Source organism: Paenibacillus nitricinens (assembly GCF_052056485.1).
Classification (GTDB): Bacteria; Bacillota; Bacilli; order Paenibacillales; family Paenibacillaceae; genus Paenibacillus_AQ; species Paenibacillus_AQ nitricinens.
Genome location: NZ_CP183948.1, coordinates 952,125 through 966,886, shown reverse-complemented (window position 1 = coordinate 966,886; position 14,762 = coordinate 952,125). Strand labels below are relative to the sequence as shown.

At 46.4% G+C, this 14,762-nt stretch carries 10 protein-coding genes, 15 tRNA genes and 2 rRNA genes; 6 read left to right on the top strand and 21 right to left on the bottom strand.

Annotation, left to right across the window (positions count from 1 at the left end; all coding sequences use genetic code 11):
* Positions 1 to 10: 10 nt before the first annotated feature.
* The 3 genes from ACN6KS_RS04330 (at position 11) to ACN6KS_RS04320 (ending at position 2,830) form a co-directional block, all read left to right on the top strand.
* Positions 11 to 979: a metallophosphoesterase family protein gene (locus ACN6KS_RS04330; RefSeq protein ID WP_440961436.1), complete on the top strand. Its 969-nt coding sequence runs from the start codon at positions 11 to 13 to the stop codon at positions 977 to 979.
* Between the two features lie 194 nt (positions 980 to 1,173).
* Positions 1,174 to 1,926 (top strand): 3'-5' exonuclease, encoded by a 753-nt coding sequence (locus ACN6KS_RS04325; protein WP_094870739.1) that lies wholly within the window; start codon positions 1,174 to 1,176, stop codon positions 1,924 to 1,926.
* A gap of 127 nt (positions 1,927 to 2,053) precedes the next feature.
* Complete coding sequence (locus ACN6KS_RS04320; protein ID WP_440961435.1) at positions 2,054 to 2,830, top strand: MerR family transcriptional regulator; 777 nt, start codon at positions 2,054 to 2,056, stop codon at positions 2,828 to 2,830.
* 70 nt (positions 2,831 to 2,900) lie between these two features.
* On the opposite strand, the gene aroD is transcribed toward ACN6KS_RS04320, so the two are convergent.
* Both aroD and rbsK read right to left on the bottom strand, forming a co-directional pair.
* On the bottom strand, positions 2,901 to 3,665 hold the full coding sequence (aroD, locus tag ACN6KS_RS04315; protein WP_094875501.1) for a type I 3-dehydroquinate dehydratase: 765 nt from the start codon (positions 3,663 to 3,665) through the stop codon (positions 2,901 to 2,903).
* Positions 3,666 to 3,709: 44 nt separating this feature from the next.
* Entirely contained in the window at positions 3,710 to 4,624 is a 915-nt protein-coding gene (gene rbsK, locus ACN6KS_RS04310) for a ribokinase (RefSeq protein ID WP_341136048.1), read from the bottom strand.
* Between the two features lie 276 nt (positions 4,625 to 4,900).
* On the opposite strand from rbsK, the gene glgP reads away from it, so the two are divergent.
* Positions 4,901 to 6,517 (top strand): alpha-glucan family phosphorylase, encoded by a 1,617-nt coding sequence (glgP, locus tag ACN6KS_RS04305; protein ID WP_440961434.1) that lies wholly within the window; start codon positions 4,901 to 4,903, stop codon positions 6,515 to 6,517.
* A 250-nt stretch (positions 6,518 to 6,767) separates the two neighbouring features.
* Positions 6,768 to 8,225 carry a catalase KatA gene (gene katA, locus ACN6KS_RS04300; RefSeq protein WP_440961433.1) on the top strand — a complete coding sequence of 486 codons (1,458 nt, stop codon included), beginning with the start codon at positions 6,768 to 6,770 and terminating at the stop codon, positions 8,223 to 8,225.
* Between the two features lie 155 nt (positions 8,226 to 8,380).
* On the opposite strand, the gene ACN6KS_RS04295 is transcribed toward katA, so the two are convergent.
* Positions 8,381 to 8,575 (bottom strand): sporulation protein Cse60, encoded by a 195-nt coding sequence (locus ACN6KS_RS04295; RefSeq protein ID WP_440961432.1) that lies wholly within the window; start codon positions 8,573 to 8,575, stop codon positions 8,381 to 8,383.
* Between the two features lie 394 nt (positions 8,576 to 8,969).
* Between ACN6KS_RS04295 and ACN6KS_RS04290 the strand changes: the two genes are divergently transcribed.
* Positions 8,970 to 9,425: a GreA/GreB family elongation factor gene (locus ACN6KS_RS04290; RefSeq protein WP_060625163.1), complete on the top strand. Its 456-nt coding sequence runs from the start codon at positions 8,970 to 8,972 to the stop codon at positions 9,423 to 9,425.
* 101 nt (positions 9,426 to 9,526) lie between these two features.
* On the opposite strand, the gene ACN6KS_RS04285 is transcribed toward ACN6KS_RS04290, so the two are convergent.
* The 18 genes from ACN6KS_RS04285 to ACN6KS_RS04200 form a co-directional block, all read right to left on the bottom strand.
* Entirely contained in the window at positions 9,527 to 9,991 is a 465-nt protein-coding gene (locus tag ACN6KS_RS04285) for a YdeI/OmpD-associated family protein (RefSeq protein WP_440961431.1), read from the bottom strand.
* A 104-nt stretch (positions 9,992 to 10,095) separates the two neighbouring features.
* Positions 10,096 to 10,166: transfer RNA gene (locus ACN6KS_RS04280), tRNA-Gly, on the bottom strand.
* Positions 10,167 to 10,178: 12 nt separating this feature from the next.
* Positions 10,179 to 10,252, bottom strand: a tRNA-Pro gene (locus ACN6KS_RS04275).
* A 30-nt stretch (positions 10,253 to 10,282) separates the two neighbouring features.
* A tRNA-Arg gene (locus ACN6KS_RS04270) sits at positions 10,283 to 10,359 on the bottom strand.
* An 8-nt stretch (positions 10,360 to 10,367) separates the two neighbouring features.
* Positions 10,368 to 10,442, bottom strand: a tRNA-Gly gene (locus ACN6KS_RS04265).
* Between the two features lie 6 nt (positions 10,443 to 10,448).
* Positions 10,449 to 10,532, bottom strand: a tRNA-Leu gene (locus ACN6KS_RS04260).
* A 15-nt stretch (positions 10,533 to 10,547) separates the two neighbouring features.
* Positions 10,548 to 10,623, bottom strand: a tRNA-Lys gene (locus ACN6KS_RS04255).
* Positions 10,624 to 10,691: 68 nt separating this feature from the next.
* Positions 10,692 to 10,766: transfer RNA gene (locus ACN6KS_RS04250), tRNA-Gln, on the bottom strand.
* Positions 10,767 to 10,782: 16 nt separating this feature from the next.
* Positions 10,783 to 10,860: transfer RNA gene (locus ACN6KS_RS04245), tRNA-Asp, on the bottom strand.
* 25 nt (positions 10,861 to 10,885) lie between these two features.
* Positions 10,886 to 10,962 (bottom strand) — tRNA-Met (locus ACN6KS_RS04240).
* A 72-nt stretch (positions 10,963 to 11,034) separates the two neighbouring features.
* A tRNA-Met gene (locus ACN6KS_RS04235) sits at positions 11,035 to 11,111 on the bottom strand.
* Between the two features lie 17 nt (positions 11,112 to 11,128).
* A tRNA-Val gene (locus ACN6KS_RS04230) sits at positions 11,129 to 11,204 on the bottom strand.
* Positions 11,205 to 11,210: 6 nt separating this feature from the next.
* Positions 11,211 to 11,282: transfer RNA gene (locus ACN6KS_RS04225), tRNA-Glu, on the bottom strand.
* Between the two features lie 16 nt (positions 11,283 to 11,298).
* A tRNA-Ser gene (locus tag ACN6KS_RS04220) sits at positions 11,299 to 11,391 on the bottom strand.
* 5 nt (positions 11,392 to 11,396) lie between these two features.
* Positions 11,397 to 11,472: transfer RNA gene (locus ACN6KS_RS04215), tRNA-Asn, on the bottom strand.
* Positions 11,473 to 11,475: 3 nt separating this feature from the next.
* Positions 11,476 to 11,552: transfer RNA gene (locus tag ACN6KS_RS04210), tRNA-Ile, on the bottom strand.
* Positions 11,553 to 11,609: 57 nt separating this feature from the next.
* Positions 11,610 to 11,726, bottom strand: a 5S ribosomal RNA gene (rrf, locus tag ACN6KS_RS04205).
* Between the two features lie 75 nt (positions 11,727 to 11,801).
* A 23S ribosomal RNA gene (locus ACN6KS_RS04200) occupies positions 11,802 to 14,730 on the bottom strand.
* Positions 14,731 to 14,762: the final 32 nt, after the last annotated feature.

Genomic DNA, 14,762 nt, shown 5'->3' with positions numbered 1-14,762 from the left:
AGATACCCCAATGAGACACAGCTTATCATTTCAGCAAGATGGAACTTTGAAAATTGTACAGTTCACTGATCTTCACTGGATGGATGGAAGAGCCGAAGATCAGCGTACCCGGGAACTGATGGAACGCGTTCTGGAAGCGGAACAACCTGATCTTGTAGTTTTCACGGGCGATCTAATTTACACCGGCCCTGTATCACCTGGTGAAAAGGCCTGTGAAGACCCCGCCCAAGCTTTTCGGGATGCTGTTGCTGCTGTGGAGAAAACGGGAACTCCTTGGGCCTTCGTATTTGGCAACCATGATACAGAAACCCTGATTTCCCGCAATGAACTGATGCAGATTGCCTTGGAGCATCCCCACTGCCTGGCCAAAGCCGGCCCAGAGGATCTCGAGGGTTCAGGGAATTACTCACTTGAAATTAAAGATCAGGATGGCCAAGCGGCTGCAGTCCTTTATTTTATTGACTCGGGCAGCTACTCTGAGATCGAGCATATCCCTGGCTACAATTGGGTTAGCCGGAGTCAGATCAATTGGCTGACAGCTGAATCAGATCGGCTAAATCCAAAGACTGCGGAAGACAGACTACCTGCATTAGCTTTCTTTCATATCCCAATTCCTGAATACCGGGAAGTATGGTTCACACAAGTTTGTCATGGACATAAGAACGAGCGTGTATGCTCACCACATGTTAACTCGGGATTGTTCACCGCTTTACTTGAAATGGGTGATGTGCTGGGCACTTTTTGCGGGCATGACCATGTTAACGATTTTACGGGCAGCCTGTATGGCATACGTCTTTCCTATGGCCGTGCTACCGGCTACAATACTTATGGAAAAGAAGGCTTTATGCGGGGCGCACGCGTCATCAAACTGACCCAAGGCACCCAAGACTTTAATACCTGGATTCGACTTGAAGACGGATCCGTTCTACTGGAACAACCCGTTCATCAACCTGAACCTGATGCCACTCCAGAGTATTAATCGCCTTCCTTCATTTTCTGCACTCTTATTTGCTCATTATAGTGATAAAAAGAACCCGCATTGTGCAGGTTCTTTTTTTATGTTCCAATATTAGCTTGTTCCCATACTCCCCATTACATCGCTTTTTTTGTTAAAATAGAGTAGTCGACGTATTAAGCACTACAGCGTCAGTCATGGAACGGAGGCAAGTACCTGTGGATTATATTATTCTGGACATCGAATTCAACGGCCGTAAGTTTGCCAGCGAGCACCCTATGGAGGTCATTGAGATTGGAGCCGTCCGGTTAGACTCTTCATTGCAGTATAAGGATGAATTTTCTTCCTTGATCAAACCCATATATTTCTCCACCCTTAATTCTTTTATTAAGAAAAAAACCGGTATTCCCCAAGAGGAAATCGACATCGCACCCCGATTCCCGAAAGTCATCACTGCTTTTAGAGAGTGGCTTGATCTAAGTACAGATGGAGTGCTGCTGCTTACTTGGGGTGGCGAAGACATGAAACGAATCATTCAGGATGTACGTATGCACAAGATGGACGACTCCTACTGGATGTCCGCAACGTATTTCGATTTACTGAAGGGTGTGCTTCGGGCTCGCGGACTAAGTAATGATGTCAGCGTGGAAAGCGCAATGGCTTTATTTGAACTTGAACCTTCCGGATCTGCTCACCGGGCGCTGGATGATGCAAAGATGACTTCAGAGATTTTCCGCGCTGTGTTTAAGGATCTGGATTTTGAGCGCTCACAGCATTACGTAGATACCTTTTCTAATGCCAAAGAACGTAAGACGGTCAAAGTTGCCATTAAAGCGATGAACTCACAAAAAATAGTACCTACCTGGGACCTTGTTCTCGAACACTACTTCTCAGACAAAACAACCCTAGCTGATCCTCGGAAATTAGAGGAATTACAGAATTATTTTGCGGCGCAGATGGGTCAAAAATAACTTCAAACATCAGCAAATCATAGCAGCGGCAGTCTTCCCAATGATCTTCAGCGGGTAACTGCCGCTGTTTGGGATACCCTAAAAAAACATTTGACCTTCACGCTACGTAAAGGTGTACATTGAATTTGTGGGAGGTGATACTACGGAATACACAGTACAGAAGCTCGCTGAGCTAGCTGGAATCAGTACGCGAACCCTGCGATACTACGACGAGTTTGGCATTCTTAAGCCGGCGAGAATCAACTCCTCGGGGTATCGTATCTATGGCCGCACCGAAGTAGATCTACTGCAGCAAATTTTATTTTATCGAGAGCTTGGCTTGAGTCTGGAACGTATCAAAGCTATTATGACCGAACCGTCTTTCGACGGAGCCAAGGCACTACGGGAGCATCATGACAAGCTGCTTGAAAAGAGACATCAATTAGATCTACTCATTGCTAACGTCGAACAGACGCTAGCTCACCAAGAAGGGAGAATGACTATGAGTGACGCAGAGAAATTTGAAGGCTTTAAACAAAAGCTGGTAGAAGACAACGAGAAGAAATACGGTCAAGAAATTAGAGAGAAATACGGGGACAGCACTGTAGATCAATCCAACAAGAAGCTTAAAGGTATGACAGAAGGACAATATGCGGTTATACAGCAGCTTGAGGAGGAAATGTTTGAGTCCCTTGTTCAAGCGATGGAGCATGGAGATCCTGCCAGTGTATTGGCGCAAAAAAGTGCTGATCTGCACCGCCAGTGGCTCTCCTTCTACTGGGATTCCTATTCCAAAGAGGCACATGCCGGTGTTGCACAAATGTATGTTGATGATGAGCGTTTTACCAAGTACTACGACAAGCATCGCCCTGGACTTGCAGCGTTCTTAAGAGATGCCGTTCAAGTATACACGGGTACAAAATAATAGAAAAAGAGCGGCACCGGAAATCCGGTCGCCGCTCTTTTTCTATTATCCGAAACCTCGTTGATAGCTCCTATAGACTGCTATGCAGCAGTGACAGTACTTTTCGCAGCTCAACTACAGCTACCTGCCCAGGTGCAGATGGTTTATGTGCCGCTCCAAAGGTAAGCGCTGAACCGAATATTTCACCGGCTAGACGGCTAATTACCCCAGCTCCAGCCATAGACATCGTTATAATTGGGCGATCTGCATATTGTTCTTTCATCATATGGGTAGCTTCTAGTAAAGTCAGTACATCCCCCGCATCCTTAGGCATCACGGCAATTTTGGGCAGGTCCCCCCCAAGCTCCTGTGCTTTACATAGTCGTGAGATGATTTCCTCTTGAGAAGGGGTTCCATGAAAATCATGATTGGATATAATGACAGACACATTATGGGTATGAGCAGTCTCGACTAGCAGCTTTACATCCTGTTCCTCATTAAATAATTCAATATCTATTATGTCTACCAGCCCGCTTTCGGCTGCAGCAGTATTCAATGCAATGTAGTACTCCTTGCTAACCTGCTTTTCGCCACCTTCTTTGGCACTCCGAAAAGTAAAAATCAGCGGTAACTCCGGAATTACAGAATGGATTTCTTTTAGTGCTGAATTGACCGCCTCTACGTCTTCAACTTCATCAAAAAAATCCGTCCGCCACTCTACTAAATCGGGACTAAGCTCTTTTAATGATTCGGCTTCCTGTTTCAGTTCAGACAAGGTAGCTCCAATCAACGGAACACATATTTTAGGGATTCCTTCGCCAATGATCACATTTTTTACGATTACTGTCCTGCTCATTATTTCAGCCCCTATCCAGTCGTCTGTTATAGATTCTGTATTGTTTATTTTACTGCCGATACATGTTTTAGAAACTGTTCGACCTCTGATAATTGCGGAAGCGATGGGATCGCGCCTTCTTTCCCTACAGCCAGTGCTCCAACAGCATTAGCGAAGCTCACTGCCTCCTCCAACGTTTTGCCTAAGACCAATTGCTGGGCTAATGCCCCATTGAATGAGTCTCCGGCAGCAACCGTGTCTATCGCCTTAACCGGGAATCCAGGAACTGACTTAGCGCCTTCAGCATTAACGATCAGTGCGCCTTTAGATCCCAAGGTTACGATCACATTTTTAACACCTTTTTGCAGCAAAATACGGGCTGCCTGCTCAGCAGTCTCTAAACTATCTACAGTCATTCCAGTCAAAATTCCCGCTTCCGTCTCATTAGGTGTCAGATACGATACTTGACCCAGCATCTCGTCTTTAAGTACTCTAGCTGGTGCCGGATTCAGAATGACCGGAATTCCATGACGATGTGCAATGGCAATAGCATGCTCACTCATCGCCAGTTCCATTTCAAGCTGCATCACAATCATCTCAGCCTGGCTAATTACAGCCTCTAACGCCTGTATATCCTCTGCAAATAGATCAATATTCGCTCCGGGTACAACGATAATCCGATTCTCTCCATCTTCTTCAATAACGATTGAAGCTACACCTGTTGCCTCAGTTTCACTCATTGAGATATGTTCTATATGAATACCTTCTTGCTTAATAATCTCCAGCATTTCGCTTCCAAAGGTATCTTTTCCGACGCTGCCGATCATACTAACCTCAGCACCCAGACGTGCTGCGGCAACGGCTTGATTCGCTCCCTTTCCACCGGGAGATAGAGCAAATACTTGTCCCATAAGCGTTTCTCCTGCATTCGGTGCCCGGCTCGTACGTACTACCATATCCATATTTATGCTTCCAATCACAACTATACCCAACTTAACACCACCAGTAATTATTTCTTCAATCTCTTTATCTTAGGGTCTTCCCTTCACTTTATCAATCACTTCCGTTGATTTTACCCCTAATTGGCTATTTTCACCAAATAGACGTTATGCTTTTATAGATAAAGTGTGCTAGAATGATGGTGCAATCGCTTCCACAACGATTGTTGACTGTTTTTTGAGCAAACGTTTGCATCGTAGATAATGCCAGCAGCTTTACTGCAATTCAATCTAATCCGCGATTAGGAGGCTTATCAAGTGAACGAACAAAAATTACCAACAGTAGCTTATTTCAGTATGGAGTACGGGTTACATTCCGATTTTAAAATGTATGCCGGAGGGCTTGGAATTCTCGCCGGTGACTACATTAAGGGAGCTAAGGACATCAATGCTCCTATTATCCCTATCGGGCTGAAGTGGAAACAAGGGTATACGGATCAAAAAATTGATGCGAATGGTAATCCGTACGACTCCTATCACAATTATGTTTATGATTTTCTTGAAGATACAGGGGTGAAAGTAACCGTTAAAGTCAGAAAGACCGATGTGGTGTGCAAAGTATGGAAGACTGATTATTTTGGCAACAGCACGTTGTATTTACTGGATACGGATATCCCCGAGAATAATGATGCCTGGATTACTGGACAACTGTACGGCTGGTTCGGCGAGGAACGGATCGCACAAGAGATCGTACTTGGAATCGGTGGAGTAAAAGCTATGCGTGCGCTAGGCATTCCAATTGATGTCTATCATTTCAATGAAGGCCATGCAGCCCTTGCAGCTATCGAGCTAATCCGAGAGAAAATGTCCGGAGGCAACACCTTTGAGGAAGCTTGGAAAACTACTCGGGAAGAGGTTGTGTTCACTACACATACCCCAATCAAAGAAGGCAACGAAACCCATCCGCTCGACCGCTTAGAGTACATGAGTGCATTTAATGGTTTAACCCGTGATCAGATGGAGCGAATCGGTGGTGAGCCGTTCAACATGACGGTTGCCGGTCTGCGCCTCTCCCGAATATCCAATGCCGTGGCTCAGCTTCATGCGGATACAGCCAATAAGATGTGGAAAGAGGTTGCCGGAAGATCGGATATCATCGGCATTACTAATGCGATTCATACGCCTACCTGGGTAGATGAAAGAATGACCCAAGCCTACGAAGAAAATGGCGATTTATGGGCAGTGCATCAGGAAATTAAAGGTGAACTGATTGATTTTATTAAAGAACGCTCTGGCATTAGCCTCAATGCTGATAATCTACTTATTGGCTTCTCACGCAGAGCTGCTCCGTATAAACGCAGTGACCTGATCTTCTCGCAGCCGGACATTATTGAGCCTTATCTAGAGTCTGGAAAAATACAAATTGTATTCTCCGGCAAAGCCCACCCACTGGATGATAACGGCAAAAAAATCGTCAGCAATTTAGTGGCGATGATGAAAAAATATCCGAAGAGTGTTGTCTTCTTGGAAAATTACGATATGACTATCGGCGCACAGCTGACACGCGGTTCTGATATTTGGCTCAACAATCCGCGTAGACCACTGGAAGCAAGTGGTACCTCCGGGATGAAGGCAGCCATGAACGGCGTATTGAACTGCTCTATTCTAGATGGCTGGTGGCCGGAAGCCTGTATAGATGGCAAGAATGGCTGGCAGATTGGAGATGGCTTCGAGACAACTGACTTCGAGGTTCTGGATAAGCATGATAGTGATGCGCTATACGACACCCTATTGAATCGAGTACTCCCAACCTATTATGAGAATCGTGAACAGTGGGTACAAATGATGAAGAAGAGTATCGAAACCACTCGCACCGAATTTGCCACCAAAAGAATGCTGGATGAATACTATAACAGAATGTACATTAAAAACTAAGTACAGAAAACGGATATTCCTATATCAAAATAGAACAGCGTACCCTCCAGTGATGGTAGAGGTGCGCTGTTTCTTTTTTAACTCTGCTTAGTAATTAATCACTCTATCTATCATATATATCTGAATGGGACGACGATTACCACATACTGTAATGTGTCAATTAATCAAAAAGTGTTGCATTTTCCCCAAAAAACATTAATATAGAACTTATACTAAATCTAAAATCAAATCTTACGAGGTGATTCTATTAATGAGCTCCAATAATAATAATCTTACGACCAGCTGGGGTGCTCCAGTAGGCGACAATCAGAATTCAATGACAGCCGGTGATCGTGGTCCTACTTTGCTGCAAGATGTCCATCTGCTTGAAAAATTAGCCCACTTTAACAGAGAACGTGTTCCTGAACGTGTCGTTCATGCTAAGGGTGCTGGCGCTCATGGGTATTTTGAGGTCACTCAGGATTTAACTCAATATACAAAAGCTAATTTTTTATCTGAGGTAGGCAAACGCACACCCATGTTCATCCGTTTCTCTACGGTTGCTGGGGAGCTAGGTTCTGCTGATACTGTACGGGACCCTCGTGGTTTTGCTGTGAAATTTTATACGGAAGAAGGAAACTATGATCTCGTAGGTAACAATACACCTGTATTCTTCGTTCGTGATGCAATCAAGTTCCCTGATTTTATTCATACACAGAAACGTGATCCACAGACTCACTTAAAGAACCCTAATGCGGTTTGGGACTTCTGGTCTTTATCTCCGGAATCTCTACATCAGGTGACTATTTTGATGTCAGATCGCGGGATTCCAGCTACGCTGAGACATATGCATGGGTTCGGAAGCCACACCTTCAAGTGGGTAAATGCCGAAGGAAATGCAGTCTGGGTGAAATATCATTTCAAAACAGAACAAGGCATTAAGAACCTTGCTCCAGATCTTGCCGCACAAATAGCTGGGGAGAACCCAGATTATCATACAGAAGACTTGTTCAATGCTATTGATAAAGGAGATTTCCCTGCGTGGAAACTCTACGTGCAAATAATGCCGATCGAAGATGCGAAGACGTACCGCTTTGATCCATTCGATGTAACAAAAGTATGGTCGCAAAAAGATTATCCATTAATTGAGGTTGGCCGCATGGTACTGGATCGCAATCCAGAGAACTACTTCGCGGAAGTAGAGCAAGTTACGTTCTCTCCTGGCTCTTTCATCCCTGGTATTGAAGCTTCTCCTGATAAATTACTACAGGGTCGACTGTTTGCTTACGGCGATGCTCATCGTCACCGTGTAGGTCCTAACCATAACAGCCTGCCTATCAACCGTCCAAAAGTAGAAGTGAAGAACTATCAACGTGACGGTGGCATGGCACTCGGCAACAATGGCGGATCCGGCGCTTATTACGAGCCTAACAGCTTAGGTGGACCTAAAGAAGCACCACAATACAAAACCTCACCCTTCGAAGTATCTGGAAATGCCGACAGTGTCTCCTATAATAGTGACGATCACTATACACAACCTGGTGACTTGTATCGCTTATTGAGTGAAGAAGAGCGTATCCGTCTTGTTCAAAATATCGTAGGTGCTATGACCCCCGTTGAAAGTAACGATATTAAACTTCGCCAAATTGTTCATTTCTATAAAGCTGATCCGGAATTGGGACAGCGTATCGCTTCCGGTTTAGGATTATCCGTTCCAGACGGTATATAAGACTGTAAATGCACTTATACAATCAAAGAGGACCTTTACCCGTAGATGGGAAAGGTCCTCTTTTTAATAAGAAAAGCTAAAACATATAATATATTAGAACAATCACGATGCATAGCGTGGAGACAACAGATAAGCACGAAAAAAAAGTATTCCAGTTATTGCCCTTCATTTGTCTTATACACGACCAGTATACTGCTTCTTTGATGCTCTGCCCCATCACGTGAAGATTTAACTACCGAACCGTAACGGATATTCACAACCTGTTCCTCACGCAGCCCTGCCAAGAACTCATTAGCTTTATTCTCAGCATACGAATTATCAGCATCTACAAACTCTTTTACTTGAATCATCCTGATCTCTCCTTTAATAAATTATAGTTACTTTTTATGTCTAGATTCTATAGGTAAACTCAACGAAATGTACATGGCGTATCACTCCCCTGGTAACATTTAATGTAAATTTATCTTCGAAATATAGTATAGGCATTCCGCAGTTTTCTACGAAATGCCCATAACATCAGCCTATCATAGCACCCAACTATACAATAGTCAAACGTTTTAAATACAATATTTAGTAAGAATTAATTGCCTTTGCAAAATGGATTGGATTTACATATAGAAGCTGTTATACTGATCAGAAGGTTCCCTCTGGGGGACCTCTATTTGTATAGGAGGGATTGTACAATGGCAACGCGTCATAACAAATTTGCAAAGAATGTGCTACTTAGAGGGGGTGAAATCTACTATGAACCATAGTCTAATTTATGAAGGCTCAAGGACACAATTGGTCCAGCAGCTTATTTATTTTGATGAGGAAAAAATCGCATTTCTAAATCAGTATTTCCCGGAACGAAGCAAACAAAGAAGTAATGCTGAAACGCTGTTGTCCCGTTATTGCTCCGAGTTGGAACAATTACTTTCCCGTTTTAATGGTGAAGAATTGAATTCACTCGTATTGATTGGAAGTCAGCTTCAGCTACGCTACTTAGACGACAATACTACAGATACCTACACCATCGTATTTCCAAACCAGGCAGAACCCAATGATAACAAGATTTCAATGTTCTCGCCTATTGGCATGCAGTTGCTGTTAGCTCAGATCGGCAGTACATGTCAGCTAGCTATACCTTCAGGTGAGTTATCAGTAAAAATCGAAAGTATTAAGTTTGTGAATTGTGGTGAGGTAGCCGTTCTTATTTAAGCCAACTCGCACATATCACCAACATTAACAGCGTCCCTTTCCAATCTTATGGAAGAGGACGCTGTTCATCTATTCAGCCTGCTAAGCACTTCTTCATACTCTTATTTAAGCCTTAAGCCTTCACCCAGTTTACTGACTGATTTATCGATACGAGATGCTCTGGTTTCAGGTTTTTTCGCTGCTTCGATCCAAGACACATATTCCTTCTGATAAGAATAAGCTAGACCGTTAAAATAAGCTTCTGCCTGCTCATGGCTACTCAGCGCATCAAGGAAATCCTCTGGGGCTTCTACCTCCCGTAATTGATGATCTTGCTCCATCGTCATACGCACAATATCACCAGGTTGAGCTTTGGCTAGATCCCTTAGTTCTTTCTTTACCACCATAAAATGCTTTCCGTTTCCATGGGGCATAAGCGTTCCTCTATAGGGGATTCCATTTACACTTCCTTTTACCTGTATTCTGGACTTTGTTTCAAATATTTGTTCGGCATCAAAAGGGACGTTAAGATAAGTCCAGCTCCCGCTTGCATCAGGCCGCACTAATTTAGCTTCGAATTCAAACATAGCTACATCCCCCTCAACTAAAATCCTATGTTCTATTGTATCCATTCGAATGTAACTATACAAAAAAACACCTATCTATAATAGATAGGTGTTTCTTAATTATAAGCGGGTGATGGGAATCGAACCCACGCTATCAGCTTGGAAGGCTGAAGTTCTACCATTGAACTACACCCGCAAAGGTATAAAATCGGGATGACACGATTTGAACATGCGACCCCCTGGTCCCAAACCAGGTGCTCTACCAAGCTGAGCTACATCCCGTCAAAACATGTAATTACTTCGTAATAAAAATGGCGCGCCCTGAGAGATTCGAACTCCCGGCCTTTTGATTCGTAGTCAAACGCTCTATCCAGCTGAGCTAAGGGCGCAAAAATTATGGAGCGGAAGACGGGAATCGAACCCGCGACCCTCGCCTTGGCAAGGCGATGCTCTACCGCTGAGCCACTTCCGCAAAATATGGTGCGCGTGAAGGGACTTGAACCCCCACGTCGTGAAACGCCAGATCCTAAGTCTGGTGCGTCTGCCATTCCGCCACACGCGCACACTTTAAAAATAATGGTGAGCCATGAAGGACTCGAACCTTCGACACCCTGATTAAAAGTCAGGTGCTCTACCAACTGAGCTAATGGCTCGCAAGATGGGGTCCCCGAAAAGTATTCGGATTCACCTTCAGAGAGTAACTTCACTTTTTGGGGTGAAGTGGCTGGGGATATAGGATTTGAACCTATGCATGACGGAGTCAAAGTCCGTTGCCTTACCGCTTGGCTAATCCCCAACAATAATTAACTAAATGGCGGAACCGACGAGATTCGAACTCGCGATCTCCTGCGTGACAGGCAGGCATGTTAGGCCAACTACACCACGGTTCCAAAGACATAATGCATAAGTGAAAATTGGTTGCGGGGGCAGGATTTGAACCTGCGGCCTTCGGGTTATGAGCCCGACGAGCTACCGGGCTGCTCCACCCCGCGTCATTTAATAATTATATACTATTCATTTACACTTCGCCAGCTAGTCCCAAAACATCATGCTTAAGGAAAATTTGGTTGCGGGGGCAGGATTTGAACCTGCGGCCTTCGGGTTATGAGCCCGACGAGCTACCGGGCTGCTCCACCCCGCGTCGTTCTTAAATGAATATGGTGGAGGCTGAGGGGATCGAACCCCCGACCCTCTGCTTGTAAGGCAGATGCTCTCCCAGCTGAGCTAAGCCTCCATGTTATGACCCGTATGGGATTCGAACCCATGTTACCTCCGTGAAAGGGAGGTGTCTTAACCCCTTGACCAACGGGCCATGCTAATAAAATTTGTGGCGGAGAGAGAGGGATTCGAACCCTCGAGACGCTTGTGGCGCCTACACGATTTCCAATCGTGCTCCTTCGGCCAAACTCGGACACCTCTCCATAAATGGCTCCCCGAACAGGACTCGAACCTGTGACAACTCGATTAACAGTCGAGTGCTCTACCAACTGAGCTATCAGGGAATATGGTGGGCCTTAGTGGACTCGAACCACCGACCTCACCCTTATCAGGGGTGCGCTCTAACCAGCTGAGCTAAAGGCCCTTTTAAGACATTTAAATATTAAGGGCAAAAAAAATACCACGGGTAATGTGGTTGTCCGCTTGGCGGCGTCCTACTCTCCCAGGACCCTTCGGTCCAAGTACCATCGGCGCTGGAGGGCTTAACGGTCGTGTTCGGGATGGGTACGTGTGGAACCCCTCCGCTATCGCCACCAAACGGGCATTTACATCGTAAATGCTCAGGCTTGAGTCGCCTGAAAACTGAATCCGAATCGAATTTGCGTCTTAAATATAGGATAAGCCCTCGACCGATTAGTATTGGTCAGCTCCATGCATTACTGCACTTCCACCTCCAACCTATCTACCTCGTCGTCTTCAAGGGGTCTTACTAATTGGGAAATCTCATCTTGAGGGGGGCTTCACGCTTAGATGCTTTCAGCGCTTATCCCGTCCGTACGTAGCTACTCAGCCATGCTCCTGGCGGAACAACTGATGCACCAGCGGTACGTCCATCCCGGTCCTCTCGTACTAAGGACAGCTCCTCTCAAATTTCCTGCGCCCACGACAGATAGGGACCGAACTGTCTCACGACGTTCTGAACCCAGCTCGCGTACCGCTTTAATGGGCGAACAGCCCAACCCTTGGGACCTACTTCAGCCCCAGGATGCGATGAGCCGACATCGAGGTGCCAAACCTCCCCGTCGATGTGGACTCTTGGGGGAGATAAGCCTGTTATCCCCAGGGTAGCTTTTATCCGTTGAGCGATGGCCCTTCCATGCGGTACCACCGGATCACTAAGTCCGACTTTCGTCCCTGCTCGACTTGTAGGTCTTGCAGTCAAGCTCCCTTATGCCTTTGCACTCTTCGAATGATTTCCAACCATTCTGAGGGAACCTTGGAACGCCTCCGTTACTCTTTAGGAGGCGACCGCCCCAGTCAAACTGCCCGCCTGACACGGTCCCCGTACCGGATTACGGTACTAGGTTAGAACCTAGATACGATCAGGGTGGTATCCCAACGGCGCCTCCACCGAAGCTTGCGCTCCGATTTCTACGGCTCCCACCTATCCTGTACAGATCGTACCCAAATTCAATATCAAGCTGCAGTAAAGCTCCATGGGGTCTTTCCGTCTTGTCGCGGGTAACCTGCATCTTCACAGGTATTAAAATTTCACCGGATCTCTCGTTGAGACAGCGCCCAAGTCGTTACGCCATTCGTGCGGGTCAGAATTTACCTGACAAGGAATTTCGCTACCTTAGGACCGTTATAGTTACGGCCGCCGTTTACTGGGGCTTCGGTTCATAGCTTCGGGTTACCCCTAACCACTCCCCTTAACCTTCCAGCACCGGGCAGGCGTCAGCCCGTATACTTCGCCTTGCGGCTTCGCACAGACCTGTGTTTTTGCTAAACAGTCGCTTGGGCCTTTTCACTGCGGCCCCCTCGTGCTATTCACACTACCGGGGCACCCCTTCTCCCGAAGTTACGGGGTCATTTTGCCGAGTTCCTTAACGAGAGTTCTTCCGCGCGCCTTAGAATTCTCTTCTCGCCTACCTGTGTCGGTTTGCGGTACGGGCACCTTCTCCTGGCTAGAGGCTTTTCTTGGCAGTGTGAGATCATGACCTTCGCTACTGTAATTTTCGCTCCCCATCACAGCCCAGCCTTAATGATGTGCGGATTTGCCTACACATCAGCCTCACTGCTTAGACGGACATATCCATCAGTCCGCGTCACTACCCTCCTGCGTCACCCCATCGCTCATAGCGGATTACGGTGGTACAGTAATTTCAAACTGTTGTCCTTCGACTACGCCTTTCGGCCTCGCCTTAGGTCCCGACTTACCCTGAGCGGACGAGCCTTCCTCAGGAAACCTTGGGCTTTCGGCGGATCAGATTCTCACTGATCTTTTCGTTACTCATACCGGCATTCTCACTTGTATGCTGTCCAGCGCTCCTTACGGTACACCTTCAACCCACATACAACGCTCCCCTACCCCAGATACATACGTATCTAGCCATAGCTTCGGTGGTGTGTTTAGCCCCGTTACATTTTCGGCGCAGAGTCACTCGACCAGTGAGCTATTACGCACTCTTTCAATGGTGGCTGCTTCTAAGCCAACATCCTGGTTGTCTGTGCAACTCCACATCCTTTCCCACTTAACACACACTTGGGGACCTTAGCTGATGGTCTGGGCTGTTTCCCTTTTGACAATGGATCTTAGCACTCACTGTCTGACTCCCGGCAATAAGTATATGGCATTCGGAGTTTGACTGAGCTTGGTAATCCTTGCGGACCCCGCACCCAATCAGTGCTCTACCTCCACTACTCTTATACCGAGGCTAGCCCTAAAGCTATTTCGGGGAGAACCAGCTATCTCCGAGTTCGATTGGAATTTCTCCGCTACCCCCACCTCATCCCCGCATTTTTCAACATGCGTGGGTTCGGGCCTCCAGTGCGTGTTACCGCACCTTCACCCTGGACAGGGGTAGATCACACGGTTTCGGGTCTACGTCCACATACTCATTCGCCCTATTCAGACTCGCTTTCGCTGCGGCTCCGTCTTCTCGACTTAACCTTGCATGTTAAACGTAACTCGCCGGTTCATTCTACAAAAGGCACGCCATCACCCATTAATAGGGCTCTGACTTTTTGTAAGCACACGGTTTCAGGTTCTATTTCACTCCCCTTCCGGGGTGCTTTTCACCTTTCCCTCACGGTACTGTTTCACTATCGGTCGCCAGGTAGTATTTAGCCTTAGCAGATGGTCCTGCTGGATTCATACGGGGTTTCACGTGCCCCGCACTACTCGGGATCCGTCTCGGAGAGAACACAGTTTAGGCTACAGGGCTTTTACCTCTATCGCGGGCCTTTCCAGACCTCTTCACCTACCATATTCCTTTGTAACTCCATGTGAGACGTCCCACAACCCCTAAGAGCAAGCTCTTAGGTTTAGGCTGTTCCGCGTTCGCTCGCCGCTACTGACGGAATCACTATTGTTTTCTCTTCCTCAGGGTACTTAGATGTTTCAGTTCCCCTGGTCTGCCTCTACATCTCCTATGTGTTCAGAGATGAGTAACTGCGAATTACCACAGCTGGGTTTCCCCATTCGGACACCCCCGGATCAAAGCTTGCTTACAGCTCCCCGAGGCAGTTTCGTTGTTCGCCACGTCCTTCGTCGGCTCCTGGCGCCTAGGCATCCTCCGTGTGCTCTTATTAGCTTAACCTTGATTTTTCCTAAGAAAAATCTCACTAATAA

Coding starts and splice junctions, on each gene's coding strand:
- ACN6KS_RS04295 (WP_440961432.1), bottom strand. CDS start 8,575: ATGATTCAAGTAAAAGAGTTTGTAGATGCTGATAATTCGTATGCTGAG.
- ACN6KS_RS04290 (WP_060625163.1), top strand. CDS start 8,970: ATGAACCATAGTCTAATTTATGAAGGCTCAAGGACACAATTGGTCCAG.
- ACN6KS_RS04330 (WP_440961436.1), top strand. CDS start 11: ATGAGACACAGCTTATCATTTCAGCAAGATGGAACTTTGAAAATTGTA.
- katA (WP_440961433.1), top strand. CDS start 6,768: ATGAGCTCCAATAATAATAATCTTACGACCAGCTGGGGTGCTCCAGTA.
- ACN6KS_RS04285 (WP_440961431.1), bottom strand. CDS start 9,991: ATGTTTGAATTCGAAGCTAAATTAGTGCGGCCTGATGCAAGCGGGAGC.
- aroD (WP_094875501.1), bottom strand. CDS start 3,665: ATGAGCAGGACAGTAATCGTAAAAAATGTGATCATTGGCGAAGGAATC.